General features: G+C 66.4%; 21 protein-coding genes. 14 read left to right on the forward strand and 7 right to left on the reverse strand.

Features of this window, described 5'->3' with window-relative positions:
• Positions 1-203: 203 nt before the first annotated feature.
• The 5 genes from NJ1_RS00810 (at position 204) to NJ1_RS00825 (ending at position 3,424) form a co-directional block, all read left to right on the forward strand.
• Positions 204-440, forward strand: coding sequence for a hypothetical protein (locus NJ1_RS00810; RefSeq protein WP_067685964.1), 237 nt, complete (start codon positions 204-206; stop codon positions 438-440).
• Positions 441-498: 58 nt separating this feature from the next.
• Entirely contained in the window at positions 499-681 is a 183-nt protein-coding gene (locus tag NJ1_RS40090; RefSeq protein WP_339380940.1) for a DUF4265 domain-containing protein, read from the forward strand.
• Positions 682-725: 44 nt separating this feature from the next.
• Positions 726-1,454 (forward strand): nucleotidyltransferase domain-containing protein, encoded by a 729-nt coding sequence (locus NJ1_RS00815; RefSeq protein WP_157573672.1) that lies wholly within the window; start codon positions 726-728, stop codon positions 1,452-1,454.
• A 164-nt stretch (positions 1,455-1,618) separates the two neighbouring features.
• Positions 1,619-2,410 carry a hypothetical protein gene (locus NJ1_RS39945; protein ID WP_174557033.1) on the forward strand — a complete coding sequence of 264 codons (792 nt, stop codon included), beginning with the start codon at positions 1,619-1,621 and terminating at the stop codon, positions 2,408-2,410.
• 501 nt (positions 2,411-2,911) lie between these two features.
• Positions 2,912-3,424: a nitroreductase/quinone reductase family protein gene (locus NJ1_RS00825; protein WP_067685968.1), complete on the forward strand. Its 513-nt coding sequence runs from the start codon at positions 2,912-2,914 to the stop codon at positions 3,422-3,424.
• 58 nt (positions 3,425-3,482) lie between these two features.
• On the opposite strand, the gene NJ1_RS00830 is transcribed toward NJ1_RS00825, so the two are convergent.
• From NJ1_RS00830 to NJ1_RS00840, 3 genes are all read right to left on the reverse strand, one after another.
• A complete protein-coding gene (locus tag NJ1_RS00830; protein ID WP_067685970.1) occupies positions 3,483-3,839 on the reverse strand; it encodes a DoxX family protein in 357 nt (118 codons plus the stop codon).
• The gene (locus tag NJ1_RS00835; protein ID WP_067685972.1) at positions 3,836-4,441 is read right to left on the reverse strand and encodes a TetR/AcrR family transcriptional regulator; all 606 of its coding nucleotides are present in this window, start codon (positions 4,439-4,441) and stop codon (positions 3,836-3,838) included. The genes NJ1_RS00830 and NJ1_RS00835 overlap by 4 nt, the downstream gene beginning before the upstream one ends.
• Before the next feature lie 304 nt (positions 4,442-4,745).
• Entirely contained in the window at positions 4,746-5,654 is a 909-nt protein-coding gene (locus NJ1_RS00840) for a hypothetical protein (RefSeq protein ID WP_245717160.1), read from the reverse strand.
• Between the two features lie 335 nt (positions 5,655-5,989).
• Between NJ1_RS00840 and NJ1_RS00845 the strand changes: the two genes are divergently transcribed.
• Together NJ1_RS00845 and NJ1_RS00850 are read left to right on the forward strand one after the other, a co-directional pair.
• On the forward strand, positions 5,990-7,381 hold the full coding sequence (locus NJ1_RS00845; RefSeq protein ID WP_067685974.1) for a linalool dehydratase/isomerase domain-containing protein: 1,392 nt from the start codon (positions 5,990-5,992) through the stop codon (positions 7,379-7,381).
• Positions 7,382-7,386: 5 nt separating this feature from the next.
• Positions 7,387-7,923 (forward strand): DUF5134 domain-containing protein, encoded by a 537-nt coding sequence (locus NJ1_RS00850; RefSeq protein ID WP_067685976.1) that lies wholly within the window; start codon positions 7,387-7,389, stop codon positions 7,921-7,923.
• A gap of 29 nt (positions 7,924-7,952) precedes the next feature.
• Here NJ1_RS00850 and NJ1_RS00855 read toward each other — a convergent pair whose 3' ends face one another.
• Together NJ1_RS00855 and NJ1_RS39950 are read right to left on the reverse strand one after the other, a co-directional pair.
• Positions 7,953-8,327, reverse strand: a complete 375-nt coding sequence (locus NJ1_RS00855; protein ID WP_245717161.1) for a GFA family protein — start codon at positions 8,325-8,327, stop codon at positions 7,953-7,955.
• 137 nt (positions 8,328-8,464) lie between these two features.
• Positions 8,465-8,668 carry a hypothetical protein gene (locus NJ1_RS39950; RefSeq protein WP_174557035.1) on the reverse strand — a complete coding sequence of 68 codons (204 nt, stop codon included), beginning with the start codon at positions 8,666-8,668 and terminating at the stop codon, positions 8,465-8,467.
• Positions 8,669-8,737: 69 nt separating this feature from the next.
• Here NJ1_RS39950 and NJ1_RS00860 point away from each other — a divergent pair, with 69 nt between their 5' ends.
• From NJ1_RS00860 to NJ1_RS00875, 4 genes are all read left to right on the forward strand, one after another.
• Positions 8,738-9,640 carry a DUF5753 domain-containing protein gene (locus NJ1_RS00860; RefSeq protein WP_157573674.1) on the forward strand — a complete coding sequence of 301 codons (903 nt, stop codon included), beginning with the start codon at positions 8,738-8,740 and terminating at the stop codon, positions 9,638-9,640.
• Complete coding sequence (locus NJ1_RS00865; RefSeq protein WP_067685983.1) at positions 9,637-9,828, forward strand: DUF397 domain-containing protein; 192 nt, start codon at positions 9,637-9,639, stop codon at positions 9,826-9,828. Before NJ1_RS00860 ends, NJ1_RS00865 begins: the two co-directional genes overlap by 4 nt.
• A gap of 141 nt (positions 9,829-9,969) precedes the next feature.
• On the forward strand, positions 9,970-11,082 hold the full coding sequence (locus NJ1_RS00870) for a winged helix DNA-binding domain-containing protein (RefSeq protein WP_084477607.1): 1,113 nt from the start codon (positions 9,970-9,972) through the stop codon (positions 11,080-11,082).
• 321 nt (positions 11,083-11,403) lie between these two features.
• Complete coding sequence (locus NJ1_RS00875) at positions 11,404-12,324, forward strand: NADP-dependent oxidoreductase (protein WP_067685985.1); 921 nt, start codon at positions 11,404-11,406, stop codon at positions 12,322-12,324.
• Between the two features lie 171 nt (positions 12,325-12,495).
• Here the strand turns inward: NJ1_RS00875 and NJ1_RS00880 are convergent, their stop codons facing one another.
• Complete coding sequence (locus NJ1_RS00880) at positions 12,496-12,975, reverse strand: winged helix-turn-helix transcriptional regulator (protein WP_067685987.1); 480 nt, start codon at positions 12,973-12,975, stop codon at positions 12,496-12,498.
• Positions 12,976-13,028: 53 nt separating this feature from the next.
• Between NJ1_RS00880 and NJ1_RS00885 the strand changes: the two genes are divergently transcribed.
• From NJ1_RS00885 to NJ1_RS00895, 3 genes are all read left to right on the forward strand, one after another.
• Positions 13,029-13,835 carry an acyl-CoA thioesterase gene (locus NJ1_RS00885; protein WP_067685989.1) on the forward strand — a complete coding sequence of 269 codons (807 nt, stop codon included), beginning with the start codon at positions 13,029-13,031 and terminating at the stop codon, positions 13,833-13,835.
• Positions 13,836-13,849: 14 nt separating this feature from the next.
• Entirely contained in the window at positions 13,850-15,259 is a 1,410-nt protein-coding gene (locus NJ1_RS00890; protein ID WP_067685991.1) for an MFS transporter, read from the forward strand.
• Between the two features lie 139 nt (positions 15,260-15,398).
• Entirely contained in the window at positions 15,399-16,556 is a 1,158-nt protein-coding gene (locus tag NJ1_RS00895; protein ID WP_067685993.1) for a serine hydrolase domain-containing protein, read from the forward strand.
• 66 nt (positions 16,557-16,622) lie between these two features.
• Here the strand turns inward: NJ1_RS00895 and NJ1_RS00900 are convergent, their stop codons facing one another.
• On the reverse strand, positions 16,623-17,153 hold the full coding sequence (locus NJ1_RS00900; RefSeq protein WP_067685995.1) for an NUDIX hydrolase: 531 nt from the start codon (positions 17,151-17,153) through the stop codon (positions 16,623-16,625).
• Positions 17,154-17,229: the final 76 nt, after the last annotated feature.

The following is a 17,229-nucleotide window of genomic DNA, read 5'->3' on the forward strand; positions in this document are numbered from 1 at the left end:
GATTCGTCGCAGACTCGATGATCTTCGGGCGTGCTTGTGTGGCCGCTCCGATCGGCGCTGTACGTGGCATTTCCGTACGTTCGTGCTCGAAGCCATGGAGGCGGGGTTCGAACCCGCGGTGGAGTTCCAGCGACGCACTCTCGAAGTAGTATTGGACCTGGCCCCCACAGCGTGGCCGAACATTCGGAGGGTGGAGGCGGAGTATGACCGACGAGGAGATCATCGTCTCGTTCGCCCTGACCAGACTGGATAACGCGAACAGCGACCTCGATCTGGAAGACGTTGCCGCTTTGGTAGTGCGCCGCCTGACCCCCGACCAGGTACTCGACCTCGCCACCCGCAACCTCGCTGCACGAAATGAGCTACGGGGAGCATTGTTCGAGTCTGCGGTCGAGCATGTGCTCAGGGCCGTCCTGATGGCCCGAGGGCCTGTCGACTAACGGATCGACTCGACAACGGTGGCCGGGCGACCCACGAGCAGCAGCACGCTCGTCGGCGATTCAGTGCGTTCACAGCCCTGGCGAAGGCCTCGAGCGTTTCCGGATGGTGGCGTTGGATGTGCCGCCGGAGGCGGATCTGCCGAAGATCCGCGAGTTGCGGGAACACGGCGCGGAGCAGGGCTGGTGGCACTGGGAGGAAGGGTGCGTCACTGCGGCTTGGATTGTCACCGAGCGAGGGTGATGGCAACCTGCCCTGGCGATTGGTGCAGATGACACACTCGCGGGATGGTCATCGACGGGGTGGATGTTGCTCGGCAATTGGTCAGGCGTGACTTTCCGCAAGCGCGGGCGGCGTGGCTGGGCGGCAGTGTGGCACTCGGAATAGCAACGGTGACTTCCGATCTGGATATCACCGTGCTGTTGGCGGGTTCGCCTGCGCCCTACCGTGCGTCGATGCGTTACGGCGGGTGGCCCGTGGAGCTGTTCGTCCAGACCGAGAATTCCCTCGAACACTTCCGCGCCGCGGAACGTGCTGAACGGCGCCCGAGCACGCTACGGCTGATCGGGCACAGTTGCGTTCTCCTCGATGCCGACGGCAGTGGTGCGCATTTTCGAGAGTCGTATGCGAAGCAGCTGGCCTCGGGTCCTGATCCGTTGACAGACAACGAGTTACGATCCGCGCGCTACCGCATCACCGATCTGCTCGACGACCTCATCGGATCGGAAGACCCTGCGGAGCGGCTGATGATCGCGACCACGGTATGGCATGCCGCGGCGGACCTTCTGCTGATCGGGAACAGGCTCTGGACGGGCAGCGGCAAATGGCTGCACCGCGAACTCGCGGCATTCGATCGGACAGCAGGGACCGCGTACGCCGAAACGCTGGCGAATGCGGTGGCATCGGTCGTGTCCGGTGCGGACGAACCGATGGTCGATGTCGTCACCGAGGTTCTCGACCTGTTCGGCGGACGACTGTTCGACGGATACCGTGTCGCCGGTCCGACCACTGTGTAATCGGCTCGTCGTGGGTTGCCGCATCGAGATGGGGTTGCCCGCCGATCCCGCACCAGTCGCGCTTGCCGGTTGCCTCCGCACGGTGCGCGGCAATGTAATGCATTCGGTGGCGGCGCCCGTTCGAATCTCGATCCGGCCTGGACCTCCATTCTGGCCCCCCGACAGTGCGAAAACTGACTGCCAGGGGCAGTTCATGGAGGTTCAGGCCGGATTTACAACCTGCTGCTGAACCACGGAGTGGACGAAGCGCCGCGCGGTTCGCACGCACCCATGCCACCTGGGCCGAACCCGACATCGATATCGACGACCTCCTGGTCGGTCTCGCCGACAAGATCTGGAAGGCCGAACGGCCTACCCGATCACGACATCGACTGCGCCGCACTCAATCCGCGCTCGATGCGATATTGCAGAGCGTCGCCACGCCTGAGTGTTTTCGGCACAGCAGTTCATATTTCGATACGTTCAGCTGTGTGCCGCTACTCCTCTTCGACGCTCTGTCGACCTGTCGTCTCGACACGCAGGCTCTGCGCACGGCCCTGCTGGGCTGCTTCGGCGTCTCGCAATCTCAGGTCTTCGTCAGCGCCGATGAGTGTCAGACCGAAGCGCTTCATGAGGTTCCGGCTGACCATCATTTCGCGGTCTACTGCACGTATGAACAGGTAGGGGGAGACTTCGAGTCGGCTCTCTCGCTCAGTGTCGAAGCGGGGTTGGCCGACACAGCGAATCTCAACGAATCAACCTTCGCGTCTTGGCTGGCGAACTATCTCGGGGGCGACTTGTTAGGCGCTTTCGGCGAACGGCCGGACCCTTGGCTATGGGGCCTGGCGAGGTCTGATGGAACGTCTGCCGTAGTCCATTTGGCTGAAAAGTTCGAGGACGGCGATCTGGTCGACAACGACCATTGTCCGTGCGGACATCTACACATGGAAGTCGTGTATGTAGTTGATTGTCAGTAGCGTTGGCGATCGTGCTCGTTGGATATGCTCCATACGTCGTAGGCGCACCCACTGCTGTCGAATTGGTTGAGAAGTCCGGTAGGGGTGGCGCCGGCGAAGTAGGAAGGGTCGTCGGGGTCGGTATCGACTACAAGGGCCTACAAGGGCTGCGGCGATGTTGTTGAGCGCCAAGGTCAATCGTGGGGAGTTCCGGTACGCGGTCATGGGTTGAGGGCGGCCCAGCAGATCGTAGGGTAACCATGCGTCGGTGTAGGTGAACAGGTGCGCGACCAGATACGGCGATGCACCGTGGCGGCCCTCTGATGGTAAGGGCGACCGCATTGTGGCCCAGTCGAGCACCAGCCGGGGCGGATGGTTGGGTTTCTAGGCCTGCCGGAAACCGCGATGGGGCCGCCTCGCTTCGCGGTAGGAGCCGACGAACCGCGAGTTCGAGCGAATCGCATCACGGATTCTCGTCGAATTAGGACCGTAGCTGTCCTATCTCTGCGAAACACTCGACTCATGAGCGAAACCGAATCGACTGTGGGACAGCCGGATCAGGCCGACATCACCGACTACAACGATCCGAACGCACCATGGAACCAGGCGGGGGATCGGGAAGGCGGCATCGCCGACTGGAACGCCGATGTGATCAAGGAGTTCCGGGAGAACTCGGGCAAGGTGGGTGGTGCGTATGCGGGCGGGGACCTCATCCTGCTCACCACCACGGGGGCCAGGAGCGGCAAGCGGCATACGACTCCGCTGGGGCCGCTGTATCGGGGCGAGACGATGTACGTGAGCTCGTTCATCGAGGACAAGTACCCGGCGTGGTGGCACAACATCAAAGCGAATCCGCGGGTGACTATCGAGTTTCGGGGCACGACCCACCAGGGAGCCGGAAAGGTGCTCGAAGGCAAGGAATATGAGGAGTTCGCGGCCTGGGTGCTTGCCGACAACCCGCTGCTGGCGGACTTTCAGTCCAAGGTCGACCGGCCCCTGCCGCTGGTCGTACTGACTCTCGACGGCGAGAACTGAGCGTTCCACCCTCCCGCCCGGCGCGTGACGATCGCGCGCGCCGGGCCGCGAACAGCGCTCACACCACGAACGGGAGCGCCGCCGCCACCGCCAGGGCCAGCATGCCGAGGCAGTTGATCCAGAACTCCGACCCCAGGAACCGGGCCCGATAATGGGCGAACGCGGCGCACACGAAATAGGCGATCACGCCGACCGCGGTGGCGAGTCCGACGCCGGGATACTTCAGTCCGACAAGCAGGCCGGCTGTGGCCGCCAGCTTGATGGCGATCAGCGCCCACCACCACTCGCGTGGAAACCCGACGCCGTCGAGGCATCGCTGAATGAACAGGGGCGGACGCACCGATATGAGCGCGTCGCCGAACAGCGAAAGCGCGAGTAGTGCTGGTAGCCACCATGGTTCAGGCGCGTGGATCATTGGTTCCCCCTCGGATGAGTGATGACGAATTCGATGGTCTGTCGTAGCTGGTCGGCCGCGTCGGGCATCGCGATGGCACCGCTGGATGCGGTCATCAGCACGCCGAGGTATGCGAGATAGATGGTTCGAGCCCCGCGGCCGACCTCGCCGCGGGGCAGTGCTGATCGGCCGAGCACGGTTTCGAGTTCGCCCAGCAGTGCCAGCGCGAGGTCTCGAAAGATCGCGGACTCATGGTTTCCACGGACGAGGATCGACAAATACTCGCGTGAGAGCTCGGAGTCGACCGCGAAATATCCGACGAAGGGCTCGAAGAGCTTCAGCACATCCTCGGCGGTCGTGGTCGCGGTCGTCGAGGGTGTGAGTCCGGTTTTCCTGCTGTCGTGCACCGCGCTGATCCAGTTGTCGAAGAGCGAGACGAGCAGTGCGTCCTTTTCCCCGACCGCCATGACCGTCCCGGTGCTCACCGTCGCCTCGGCGGCGATCTGACGAATCGTGGTCGCCTTGAAGCCCTGGGCGCGGAACAGCCGTTCGGCTGCCGCCAAGACCTTCTGCCGGGTCGCTGCTTGTTGCTCCGACCGTGACTGAACATGTTCACTGAACATGTTCAGAACGCTATCACGAAGGCGGCGCGAAGACCATCTGCTGGATCAGGCGAGGGGCGATGGGCCGCAGGAACTTTCCGGGGATCGCGGTGTGTTCATCTGATGCCGCGGTGGCCGGTTCGCTCGGCGCGGTCAGGGCCTGGGCCCGAGCCGGCGGCGGGAAGGTCAACGCCCGGGGGGGAAGTCACGTCGGTGGGCGAAGGTCCCGGCACATCCGCGTGAGCGGCGTGCGGGGAGAACCTTCTCGTGCGAGCTCGGGCCGGATGCCCGGCGTGCCGCGTGCGATCAGGTCAGCGGTGTGACCTCACTCGGACCCTGCCGGTAGCGGGTCATGGTCAGGCGCTGCTCGTGGTCGTTGTACTCGGGAATGGGAAGGGGGAACCAGTAACTGCCGTCGAGCCAGAGTTGTCCCATGAGGGGGACGGGCTTCTGCAGGATGTTGACGCCCCGGCCGTGGGGTGGGTTCTGGAAGGTGCCGACGGGGGGAGCCGTCGATGAAGAAGTTGACGTGATCGTCGTCGAGCCGGACGGCGTAGGCGTGATCGCCGGACAGCAGTGCGGGGTCCAATGGTTGGATCTGGGGAATCAGCTCACCACCGCGTTTGACCATGAGAAAGAAGCCTCGGGGTAGTTCCTGGCCCAGCACGTTGAAGATCGGGCGGGTGAGTTCGCTTGCGGCGCCGACCAATCCGTGCGAGCCGTTGTACATGAACCAGGCGAGCTCGAGTCCGAGCGGATCGATCGCGCGATTGGACACGCCCCATCCGGCTGTGCCGTTGTGGGAGGTCAGATCGGGTGCGCCCTTGATGTCCATGGTCATGGTCTGCCCGGGCTCGAAGATCGGCTTCGGCAGGATCTCCGAATTGTTGTAGGGGAACACGCCTTCCAGGGTGGGTGGGTTGATCATGGTGACGCCGTCGGCACCGTAGGTGGTGGTCGAGTACCCGACATTGGTGGTGCACCAGTCGGCGGCGGGGGCGGTCGTGAAGTGCTCGTCGATCGGGCGGGTCGGCTGAGGGTCGCCGGTGCCGATGTACCCCGCGAAGGCGTTCACGTTGAGTACCGCGCAGTTCGGCAAGCCGTCGTCCCAGCCTGGCAGCTGAATGTTCGGATCGGCGTCCGCGGTGCCGGTGGCCATGGCGGCGCCGATCAGGAGGCTGGTCAGCCCTGCCAGCGTCTTGACCGGACCGGATGGGCGATGCGTGGTGCTCATGTCTTCTCCCGCGTGAATAGATGAGACGATTACATGCTCACCCTATCAACATGTCTATCGCCTGCTCATTCGGCTGACATGTTGATAGAGTGAATGTAAGAACGTCTCAGTGCCGCATGTTCGACGCGGCCTCGGTGGAAACGAGTGACCACAATGCCGTGTTGTCTCCTGGCCGGGTTTCTGTCCGCCTGCGCTCTGACCCTCTGGCGTCGACTACGCGGGCAACCTGTCGCGCCGGCCGATTTCGCGCCGACCGCCCGGCGCGATGGCCCCGAGGTTCCGTCCACCGCATCGCGGGAACAGGTGGCCGCCTGATGGGCAGCAGGTCGCGAACAATGCCCGAGGTCACCGAATCCAGCGCCGAGGACCTTGCGTTCCAGCGCTTCGTCCTGGATCTGGCCTTGCAACCGCTCGATCGCTTCGACGGATTCGACCGCATCGAACAGATCGGTGGCAGCGCACTGCGCTACCAGCTCAACTTCATCGGCTACGCGCTCTCGATGGCGCAGTACACCCGAACGCCGGCCTTCACCGGCTACCTGGCCGAGGCTCAGCGCAACGCGATCACGAAGATGTGTGACAAACGCGTATGGGGCTACTGGGCGGCGGAGAGCCTGCTCGGCTACGCCAGGATCAACACCGATCCGATCAAGCACGCCAATGTCATGTACACTGGATTCTTCGGCGTGATGATCGGGCTGTACGAAACGCTCAACCCCGACTCCACCTTCGATCGACCGGGATCGCTACGGTTGCAATGGAATTCGCGCCGGAGTCACGACTACGACTTCGAGCGCCTGGCGCGGGCCATTCGCACGAACATGCTGGCCGACGAGAACTGCCCGCAGTACGCGTGTGAACCCCACCTCATCTATCCGATCTGCAACACCTTCGCCTTCAACACCCTGGTGATGCACGACCGCATCCACGGCACCGAACTCACCGGCGATCTGGTCGAGCGCATCCGGCACAGTTACCTGCACGAGGGGTGGCGACTTCGCAACGGGCGCTTCATTCCCGGGCGACTGGGCCCGTCGATCAACGCGTGCCCGCCGGTGCTGGCCTACGACGCGGGCATGGCGGCCTGGCTCAACGCGATGATGCCCGATCTCGCCCGGGGCACCTGGCGCACCATTCGCGATCGATACGTCGACTTCGACGGCGGCACCCTGCGACTGCGCGGAAACGCAAGAGCCAGAATCGATCTCGGCAACTACAACTTCACCAAGGGTGATGGCATGACCCGGGTCTTCCTGGCCACCGCCGCCGCCGAACTCGGCGAGCCCGACCTCGCTCGCGCGCTCACCGAGTCCCTGCACGACCGTTACCGTGTTCTCGAGCGCAACGGCGCGCGCCGCTTCGCCGAGGTCTCCACGGTCACCAACGCACATCACGCGCTGGCCCGGTTCGCGCGGCCCGACGGGCTGCGCGACCTGATCGGCGGAAATGTGCCGCAGCAGTGGCGAACCGGTCCGATCCTGGCCTCGGTGGCCTACCCGGACGTGTTGGTGGCCAAGGCGGTCACCGATGGCGATTCACTCGATCTGGTGCTGCGTCCGGGTGATGGCGCCAAACGCGTTCGCCTTGCGTTGCAACGACTTACACCGCACCGCGGCTATCGCGTCCGAGGCGCCGTCGAACCGCACCTCACGGCGGACGAATCCGGCAGTGCCACCATCGAAGTCGAGCTGATCGACCGTCACGAAGTACAGCTCACCCCGGCCTAGCATCCGTGCACACCACCCTCCCGCCCGCGATCATGGGAATCGCGACGGCCCTGTGCCTGTGCGGTGCGGTTGTCGCGGCCGCACACCTCCTGCGGCCGCATCCGACCGAACACGCTCTCTACAGTGGCCGGGCCTCCGACCTCAACCACCTCGCGATGCTCACGGCCATGGCCGTGATGTGGAGCGATACGTCGCTCCCGATCACGCTCTGGCGTGCGGTATTCGGGGCACTCGCGGCATCGGCGCTGCTGGCCCTGTTGACCCGTGGGTATGCGGGCTCGCGCACGGAACGCATCGGATCGGCGGCGTACCACTGTGTCTCAGCGCTGGCGATGCTGTACGCCGGCTCCGCCCATCACACCGTTTCGCTCCCGGTCCTGGGCTGGACCCTCACCGCCCTGTTTCTACTCGACGCGGCAGTAGTCGCAGCGGTCGCCGTGACCCCGGCCACCCCCTCCCGCCGCGACTTCCTGGTCACCGTATTCCCGCATCTGGTCATGGATCTCGCCATGGCCTCGATGCTGGCAGTGGTTTTGGTATGAGTTCCGGACGGTCGTCGCGAGGCCCGCGGTCACGACAACGGCGGGAGCCACGGGACCGCGTTGTGGGCGAAGCTCTGCCTGACCGGGACCATGCCGGTGTGATCGTCCAGCGCCATCATCGTGACCCCGACGAGTCCGGCCTCGTCTCCTGTGGACGCCACGGTCGATCCGCACAGCGGGCAGAACCCCCGGCGTATCCCCGGGAATGTCTCGAACCAGGTCGGCTCCCCGCCCGGACCGGTCCAGGCGAATCCCTCTTCCGGAAACGACACCCAGGACACCACCGGCGCGCCCGAGAGCCGCTGGCAGTGGGCACACGAACACAGGTGCGGGAAGTCCGGGTCACCGGTGGCGGAGAACCGGATATTGCCGCAGAGGCAACCGCCGTGCATGGTCTGGGACACGACGCGAATCCTAGCCAGCCACAACGACACAGCAGCGCAACGGCGCAGTGTCGCAGCATGTGAGGCGTGAGCGGTTCTGCCTTCGTCGATGACGAGTTGTGTGCCGGTGAGGTAGGGGTGTTCGGGGGAGACGAGAGTCAGGGCGATGCGGCGATTTCGTTGAGGGTGGCGACGCGGCCGAGACAGGGGATGTCGAACGACGCCCAGTGCGGCATCGCCACGGCATGATCGCCGACCGCCTCACCCTCGGAATCGCCACCGTCGAAACCCATATCACCAACCTCAGGGCGAAAACCGGTGCCACCAACCGAGTTCGACCGGCGATTCACGGGATTCGTCACTCCCCGCACTGAGGTCGCGGACGGTCCGGCCCCGCAGCGGAATATCTCGAGGAAGCGAGGCTTGGCAAAATGACCGGATTGACAGTCTCTCGCCTGGACTTCGGAAACTACATGCGAGAGCTGAGGATGCGAGCCCCACGGCCGGCGGTCTTGGCCGCCGCGACTCATATCGGAGCTTCTCGACAAGCCCTGGACCGCATGGAGGATGGGTCGCCCACGCGGCTCGGCGCCCTGCATATCAACGCGCTACTCGACTTCTACAGCGTCGGTCCCGAGGCTCGGCTGAAAGCATTGACCCTGTGGGACGAGATCAAGTCCGAGGAGAAGTCGAGCAGGGCGCAGGGTCCGGTGCGGGGTCTGTGGAAGGCGTACAAAGATCAGGTTGCGCCCAACACCGGCAAATTCCTTCGGCTGGAAGGGATTGCCGACAAGGTGGTGACTCATCACCCCGTGATCTTCCCGGCTCTCTTGCAATCCGCCGACTACAGGCGCGCACTGGATCGTGTCAATGAAGCGGGTCTGTCGCTGGTCGATCTGGAACGCCGCATCGAACTGACGATGAAACGCCAAGCGCGGCTCGATGAGTCGGGATTCACCTATGAGGCCCTCCTGGGTGAGGCCGTTCTTCGCCACCGTGTCGGTGACGAAACGACGATGCGCAGCCAACTCGGCTGGCTGGCAACGCTCGCAGAACGTGACAACGTCAGCATTCGAGTCGTTCCGTTCGACGCCGGGGTGCATCCGGGGCTGACCATGCTCGCGTTCGACTGGCTGACGTTTCCGCCGGGACCGAGTGGTCTCACGCTGCCCACTGTTGTGTACGCCGAGGGCGCGGTCGGAAGCGTCTTTCACGAGCACGACGAGGAGGTCGATCGGTATCGTCAAGCGACCGAACGCATTCGAGCTGTAGCGTTGGACAAGCAGGACACCAGGGATCTGGTGATGCAGATCGCGAAGGAGCGCGCGGCGTGAACAAGCCGGTCAAGGGCGAATGGTACAAATCGAGCAGGTCCAATAGCGGCAACCAGTGCGTCGAGGTGTTCCACACCGATGCCGTGACCAGGGTCCGCGATACCAAGAACAACGGCTGCGGACCGATCCTCGAGTTCCCGGTCGACGCATGGTCGATATTCATCGCCAGCCGAGTGTGGGAGGGCTGAGGCCTCGACTCTCGCCGGGCATTCGTCGGTGTCGGAGCGGTTGCCCGTAGCTACTTCTCGTGGAGCCTATAGCCGATCGGTGTCGGTGCGACTTTGTACTGTGGGGCGAGGGTTCGTGTGGCTTCGGGTGAAGGTGGAGGCGTGGTGCGGGTTTCGTGGGATCAGGTGTTCGCCTGGCGGATGGGGCGGCAGTTCATCGGGGAACCCGGCGGTGGTGATGTGGTGCAGATCGTCGGGCGGTTGTGTGGTGTTCAGGCTCAGGTGACCTCGGCTGCGGAAACCGCTGTGGCACTGCGAAGTACCGAGCCCGACCCGGGTGCCGTCGTTCGCGCGCTCGCGGAGCGCACGCTGGTGAAGACCTGGGCGATGCGCGGCACCCTCCATGCCCTGACCCCGGATATCGCGGCGTCGGCGCTGTCGCTCATGGGCTCGGCACGGACGTGGGAGAAGCCGTCGTGGCGCAAGACTTTCGACGCATCGCCCGAGGACGTGGCGGCGTTGGTGGAGGCAGTGGGCGAAATCCTCGACGGGGCGATTCTCACTCGGGACGAACTGGTCACGGCCCTGCTGTCCGAGGCACGCTTCCATCCCCTGGAGAAGGAACTGCGCTCCGGCTGGGGTGCGCTGCTCAAACCGCTTGCCTGGCAAGGCGCGCTCTGCCACGGCCCCGCTGAGGGCACCACCGTCACCTTCGCCCACCCCTCCCACCTCATTCCGGGCTGGCCGGGCATCCCCGGGCCGGACGAGGCCGCCGCGCACCTCATCACCGCATACCTGTCCGCTCACGGTCCTGCCACCCCCGAGGCCTTCGATGCCTGGTTGTCTCGCGGCAGCCTGCGTAAAACCACACTGCGCCAATGGTTCTCGGCGCTGGGGGATCGGCTCACCGAGGTGGATATAGAGGGTCGCGCCGCCTTCGTGCTCACCGAGCACGCCGAGGCGCTGGCCGCGACCGTGCCGACGTCGTCGGCTCACCTGCTCGGCTCGTTCGATCAGTACGTTCTGGCCCCGGGCACCGGCGACACCGCGCTCCTGCCTGCCGCCCACCGCGCCCGGGTCAGCCGCGCCGCCGGATGGATCTCGCCGCTCGTGCTGGTCGACGGCCGCATCGCGGGCACCTGGGAAACCGCCGCAGCGGAGCTCGCCGTGACCATGTTCGACGATGCCCCTGTTCCGCTGTCGGGTCTGACTCCCGAATTACCCCGGGTGGCCGAAGCACTCGGCGTACCGGGACTGACCGTTCGCGCCGCCTAGTCGACGGCATAGTGGACGAAGAGCACGTCGTGCAGTGCCCGTGATCCGTTCGGCTCGGGCGATGGTGCTCGGGCGATGGTGATGAAATCCCTGGCGGCAGGGTTCGGCATCGGAACGGATGGTGCGGTCGTGGGCGAACACGGTGGCCGAATCGACGGCGACGACATGGTGTGCGCCACTGGATGAACCAGCCCGCTCGGTGCGCCGGTACGAGGGGACGATCGTGCCCAGCCACTACCTGGTCGGGGCGGTGACAGCACCACCGCCTCGGAGGCTGGCAGACTTCGGAGTGTCACGTCGGGACTCGAGAACAGAGGGAGCATGAAGGCGGTCAGGTTCAGTCGGTTCGGTGGGCCCGAGGTGTTGGAGATCGTGGAGGTGGCGCGGCCGCACGCGGGTGCCGGGGAGGTGCGGATCGCGGTGCGGGCGGCGGGGGTGAATGCCAGTGATTGGAAGAAGCGGGCGGGGTTGATGGATCAGGAACTGCCGCAGACCCTGGGGTACGAGGCGGCGGGGGTCGTCGACGAGGTGGGCGAGGGCGTCTCGACCGCGCAGGTGGGGGATCGGGTGTTCGGGTTCGCCACCAGTGGTGCGGCGCAAGCGGAGTCGGCGGTACTGTCGTATTTCGCGCCGATTCCGGAGTCGGTGAGTTTCGTCGACGTGGCGGCGCTCCCGGCCGCCTTGGAGACGGCGGCGCGGGCGCTGGAGCAACTCGGTGTCCGGAGTGGGGAGACGCTGCTCATCAGCGGGGCCTCGGGGAATGTCGGCGGGGCGGCGGTGCAGTTGGCGGTGGCGCAGGGGGTGCGGGTGATCGGGACCGCCGGACCGGCGAACCACGAGTTCCTGCGCGCACTGGGGGCCGAGGCGGTGTCGTATGGCGAAGGGCTGGTCGAGCGGGTCCGGGCGATTGCGCCCGACGGCGTCGATCGTGCGCTGGATGTCGCGGGCAGCGGGGTCCTGCCCGAACTCGTCGAACTCGTGGGCAGCGCGGAACAGGTTGTGACACTTGCCGATTTCGACGGTGCGCAGAAGTTCGGAGTGCGGTTCAGTCGCGGCGACGGTGGGAGGGCACTGCACGTGATCGACGAGATCGGCGGGTTGATCGAATCGGGGCGGTTCACGCTGCCGGAGGTGCGGACCTTCGCACTCGCGGACGTCGCGCAGGCGCATCGCGTCGGCGAAGAGGGGCGCGTGCGCGGCAAGCTCGTACTGGTGAACGACCCCGTGGATCAGCGCGACTGATCAACCCCCGTCTGCGAACGGGCTGCCGGGCGGAGCGGCGGGGAACAGGCTGCCGGGCAGTGCGGCGGCCGCATCCGCCCCCGGCACCATGACACCCGCGACTCGACGGTGCCCGGGGCCGCGGAGCGCTTTCCTGATGCGATCGGGCGGGTGTGATCGGGCGCGGCGCGATCAGGCGCGGCGGGCCGGGAGGAAGTCGGGATCGTGGGCGCCGGGGCCGAGAACCGCGCGCAGGTCTCGCAGGTGGACGGCGTCGCCGCATTCGGAGCAGGTGGGCTGGATGGTGGTGGTGTGGCCGCAGGGCTTGTGCAGGGACTCCACGGGCGGGCCCTCGGGGGCGGCCCAGGTGTCGCCCCACTGGCGCATGGCGACCAGGATCGTCCAGAGTGAGCGACCCTTGTCGGTGAGCGTGTAGTCGTAGCGCACCGGGTTGTCCTGATAGGGGACTTTTTCCATGATCCCTTGGGCGACAAGGTGTTCCAGGCGCTGTGTCAGCACATTGCGGGCGATGCCGAGGCGCGAGCGGAAGTCGTCGAAGCGGGTGATGCCGAACAGCGCGTCCCGCACGATCAGCAGCGTCCACCATTCGCCGACCACCTCCAGGCATTGGGCGATGGAACAGTTCATGTCCTCGAAGCTGACGCGGCGCATTCCCACAGCATAGTCGGTTGCTTGAAAGAACTCACTGGCCTATGGTCCGTTCTATGAAGCAACTCACTCGAAGGTCGGTGCGGACGTTGTTCGCGCTCACCGACACCGCACCCGGAAGCTGGGTCGCGGACGTCGACGAATCCTGGCGCGGCTGGACCGGACCGCACGGCGGCGTGATCGCCGGCCTCCTGACCGAGGTGGCACAGGCGGCCGCACCTGATCGCGGCTCGGTGCGGGCGGTGGACGTGCGGTTCCTCGGTCGACCGGGTGACGGCGCCCTGACGTTCGAACCGATCGTGCACGCCGTCGGGCGCACCACCAGCGTGGTCGATGTGGTGGTGCGCCAGGAGGCCGTCGTGGTGGCGGCGGGCTCGGTGACCCTGGGCCACGGCGCCGCGACCGCCCTCGCCGCTCGGATCGACATGGCCGATCTCGGTGTCGCCGAGCCCGAGATGTGCGCGCCCTTCGAGATTCCGCGCGAAATCGTCCCGGTGGGAGCACATTTCGATATCCGACCGGCGGCGGGACCGCTGCCGTTGACCGGATCGGACGAGGCCCGGATGTGCGCCTGGGTGTCGCTGGTACCCGAGACCACGACCGACGCGGCCGCGCTCATCATCATCGCCGATGCGCTTCCGCCCGCGGTGTTTCCGACGCTGAGCGCGCCCGTGGCCGTGCCCACGGTCACGCTGTCGGTCTACTTGCACGGTGATCTCGCGGACGTGCCCGCGCAACCGGTGCTGGTACGGGCCTCGAACACGTCCACCGCGGCGGGCTGGTCGGTGGACGACATCGATATCCGCGACCGTTCCGGTCGGTTGCTGGCGCAGGCGCGCCAGACCCGGCGAGTACTCGGCTGATCGAAAGTAGTGAGATGAATACCGTTGTCGCAGAACAAGAACGCCGCGCGGTCGATTCGCGGGTCGTGCTCGGAATCGTCTCGGTCGGCGTGCTGCTGTCGAGCCTGGATCTGTTCATCGTCAATGTGGCGCTGCCGGAGATCGCGGTCGATTTCGCGGGCGCGCGGATCAGCGGCCTGTCCTGGGTGCTGAACGCGTACGCGATCGTGTTCGCGGCGCTGCTGGTGCCCGCCGGACGACTGGGGGACCGGGGGAGCAACCGCACGACCTTCCTGATCGGGCTGGCCGTATTCGTGCTGGGCTCGGCGCTGTGCGCGCTGGCCTGGAACACGGGAGCACTGGTCGCGTTCCGCGTGCTGCAGGCGATCGGCGGGGCCATGCTCACCCCCGCGTCGCTGGGTCTGGTGCTCACCGCGACCCCGCCCGAACGGCGAGCCATGGCGGTGCGGCTCTGGGTGGCCTTCGGTGGACTCGGCGCGGCCCTCGGGCCCGTGCTGGGCGGGTTGCTGGTCGAAATCGACTGGCGCTGGGTGTTTCTGGTGAACGTTCCGATCGGGTTGGCGGCGCTGTACTTCGGCTGGCGGCTGCTGCCCAACACCCGTGGCGACGGTGGTCCGCTTCCCGACGGACTCGGGGCACTGGCTCTCATCGGTGCCGTGGCCTCGTTGATCCTGGCATTGGTCAAGGGCACCGACTGGGGATGGAGCTCACCCGGAGTGCTCACGGCCTTCGCTGTCGCGGTCGTGCTGGCGGTCGTGTTCGCGGTGTCCTCGCGGCGGCATGCGAGCCCGGTGGTGGATCCCGCGCTGCTGCGCCTGCCGAACTTCGCGCTCATGGTGGGCAATGCGGTGCTGTTCAATATCGCGTTCGCGGGGATGCTGCTCTCGGTGGTGCTGTGGGCCCAGAACGTCTGGGGCTGGTCGGCTTTGAAGACGGGCCTGGCCATCGCGCCGGGACCACTGCTGGTGCCGATCGTCGCGATCGCAGCGGGGCGCTTCATCGGCAGGATCGGCGCGGGACCGGTGATCGCCGCGGGCGGCGTGGTGTTCGGTGCCGGAATCCTGTGGTGGGCACTGGCTGTCACCCTGACGCCCGACTATCCGGGCGGGCTGCTCGGCGGCATGCTGGTCACCGGCCTCGGCGTCGGGCTCACCCTGCCGACCACCTTCGCGGCCGGCACCGCCGGTCTTCCACCGCAGCGGTTCGCGACCGGATCGGCGGTGCTGAGCATGGCTCGTCAGCTCGGATTGGCTGTCGGGGTGGCGGTTTTCGTGGCCGTGCTGGGTGCGCCCGTCGGACCCGACGCCACGCTCGAGGCGTTCCAGCGCGGCTGGTACGTCATCGCGGGAGCGGCCGTCGCGGCGGGAATCGTCGGACTGGCAGCCCGGCTGCCGCGTCCGGTCGCGCCGAACACGGCGCCCTAGCGGGTCGGTCGAGCGGGCAGGTCGCCTCGTCGAGCGAGCGCATCCTCCTCAGGGCGGGGTGTGCGCCGGGAGATTCTCAGGGCGGAAGTCAGGGGTTGTCCGGATGTCTCGGCGGCCCCTGACTCCCTACCGTCCAACCATGCGAATCAAGCCGATTGCGATGCCGATCGCGCTGGCGCTGGCGCTCTGCGCGACGGCCGGATGTTCGAGCGTGCCGGACTCCGGATCGCCCGCGGTCGTCACCACCACGCCGATCTCGGTGTCGCCCGAGCGGGTGAGCCTGATCCGCGACGATATCGACGCCCTGGCGCGCTCGGGCATCGCGGGCGTGATCGCCACGCTCACCGAGAACGGGCAGACGATGAGCCTCACCGCGGGCGTCGCGGACCGTGCCACCGACGAGCCGATTCCGCTCGACCCACCCCAGGAGGTGCGAGTCGGCAGCATCTCGAAAACCTTTGTCTCCTCGATCATCATGCAGCTGGTCGCCGAGGGCCGGGTACGCCTGGACGATCCGGTGGACACCTATCTGCCGGGTCTGCTGGTCGGTGACGGTGTGGACGGCAAGGTCATCACGGTTCGCCAGCTGCTGCAGCACCGCAGCGGCCTGCCCGAACTCACCGATGTGCCCGAGGTCGACGAATACCGGGCCGGACTCGAAGGCCGGAGGTACACCCCCGGCCAGGAAATCGCCATGGCCCTGCGCCTTCCGGCCCAGTTCGCACCCGGCGCCACCTTCGAGTACACGAACACCAACTACATCGTCGCCGCGATGATCGTCGAAAAGGTGACGGGCCGAGGGTATTCCGATGAGTTGTCCGGGCGGATCCTCACGCCCGAGGGGCTGAGCGGAACCTACCTGCCCGCGGCCGGTGAGCTGGATATCCGGCCGCCGCACCCGCAGGGGTACGCGCGGATCGACGGCGTCCGCACCGATGTCACCCGATCCGAACCCTCGGTCCCCTGGGCGGCGGGCGCGCTGGTCTCCACGGGCGCGGACCTGAACCGTTTCTATCTCGCGCTGCTGGCGGGCCGAATCGTCGCCGACGCGCAGCTGGGGGAGATGCTCGCGCCCGCCTCGCGGATGCCCGACTCGACGATGAACTACGGGATGGGAATCGGCTCGACCCAGCTGTCCTGCGGGGCAGAGTATTTCGGTCATACCGGCGGCATCGCGGGATTCGTCACCATCGCCGGTGCGACCCGCGAGGGGCGTGCGGTGACCCTCACCCTGACCGAGCCTCCCGAGCAGAGCCCGGATGTGATGCTCATCCTCGGCCACGCCCTCTGCCCGTAGCGGCGGGCTTCCTGATTCGCCGGGACCGTGCGCTCTCGGCGAATCCGCGTGTGCACCGGCGCTGTGTCAGCGTGCGCGGTGGGCCTCGACGGCGAGGGCGAGAAGTTCGGGCATGTGCGGACCGTCCGTGGCGGAGAGCCGAATGGCTTCCTCGGCCTCGAAGGCCCGGACCTCCAGGATCTGTTCCGCGTCATCGGGATTGGTGGGCGGCCCGGTGAGCTCGACATCCGCGGTGCTCCAGAGCCACGCCTTGCGCGGATGCGGTTGCCACGGCCGATACGGGGCCGGGTGATCGGAGGTTCCCAGGTGCGCGCCGAAATGGTGCAGGGGGCCGGACAATCGGGCTCCGGCCTCCTCGGCGAGTTCGCGCACGATGCAGTCGTGGACGGACTCGGACTGTTCCCTGGTGCCACCGGGGACGATCCAGAAACCCCGGTCGTCGCGGCACAGCACGATCCGATCGCCGGTGAAGGCGATGACATGGATATTGGTGATCAGTTCGTCGGGCGGGAGCTCGGTGGAGAACTGCACGTCCAGACCGCCCCATTCCCAGCGGGCGGGAGCGAAGAGAACGGGGTAGCGCGCGGCGAGGGTCATGGTTCGACGGTAGTCGGGACCGGGCGCGCTCGTCAGGGTGCGCGACCGGAACACCGGGCCGCGCTGCCGGGTAGAA

The sequence above is a fragment of the Nocardia jejuensis NBRC 103114 genome, from assembly GCF_001613145.1.
In the GTDB taxonomy this organism is placed as follows: domain Bacteria; phylum Actinomycetota; class Actinomycetes; order Mycobacteriales; family Mycobacteriaceae; genus Nocardia; species Nocardia jejuensis.

Coding starts and splice junctions, on each gene's coding strand:
- NJ1_RS00810 (WP_067685964.1), top strand. CDS start 204: ATGACCGACGAGGAGATCATCGTCTCGTTCGCCCTGACCAGACTGGAT.
- NJ1_RS00815 (WP_157573672.1), top strand. CDS start 726: ATGGTCATCGACGGGGTGGATGTTGCTCGGCAATTGGTCAGGCGTGAC.
- NJ1_RS00825 (WP_067685968.1), top strand. CDS start 2,912: ATGAGCGAAACCGAATCGACTGTGGGACAGCCGGATCAGGCCGACATC.
- NJ1_RS00830 (WP_067685970.1), bottom strand. CDS start 3,839: ATGATCCACGCGCCTGAACCATGGTGGCTACCAGCACTACTCGCGCTT.
- NJ1_RS00835 (WP_067685972.1), bottom strand. CDS start 4,441: ATGTTCAGTGAACATGTTCAGTCACGGTCGGAGCAACAAGCAGCGACC.
- NJ1_RS00840 (WP_245717160.1), bottom strand. CDS start 5,654: ATGAGCACCACGCATCGCCCATCCGGTCCGGTCAAGACGCTGGCAGGG.
- NJ1_RS00845 (WP_067685974.1), top strand. CDS start 5,990: ATGCCCGAGGTCACCGAATCCAGCGCCGAGGACCTTGCGTTCCAGCGC.
- NJ1_RS00860 (WP_157573674.1), top strand. CDS start 8,738: ATGACCGGATTGACAGTCTCTCGCCTGGACTTCGGAAACTACATGCGA.
- NJ1_RS00875 (WP_067685985.1), top strand. CDS start 11,404: ATGAAGGCGGTCAGGTTCAGTCGGTTCGGTGGGCCCGAGGTGTTGGAG.
- NJ1_RS00880 (WP_067685987.1), bottom strand. CDS start 12,975: ATGCGCCGCGTCAGCTTCGAGGACATGAACTGTTCCATCGCCCAATGC.
- NJ1_RS00885 (WP_067685989.1), top strand. CDS start 13,029: ATGAAGCAACTCACTCGAAGGTCGGTGCGGACGTTGTTCGCGCTCACC.
- NJ1_RS00890 (WP_067685991.1), top strand. CDS start 13,850: ATGAATACCGTTGTCGCAGAACAAGAACGCCGCGCGGTCGATTCGCGG.
- NJ1_RS00895 (WP_067685993.1), top strand. CDS start 15,399: ATGCGAATCAAGCCGATTGCGATGCCGATCGCGCTGGCGCTGGCGCTC.
- NJ1_RS00900 (WP_067685995.1), bottom strand. CDS start 17,153: ATGACCCTCGCCGCGCGCTACCCCGTTCTCTTCGCTCCCGCCCGCTGG.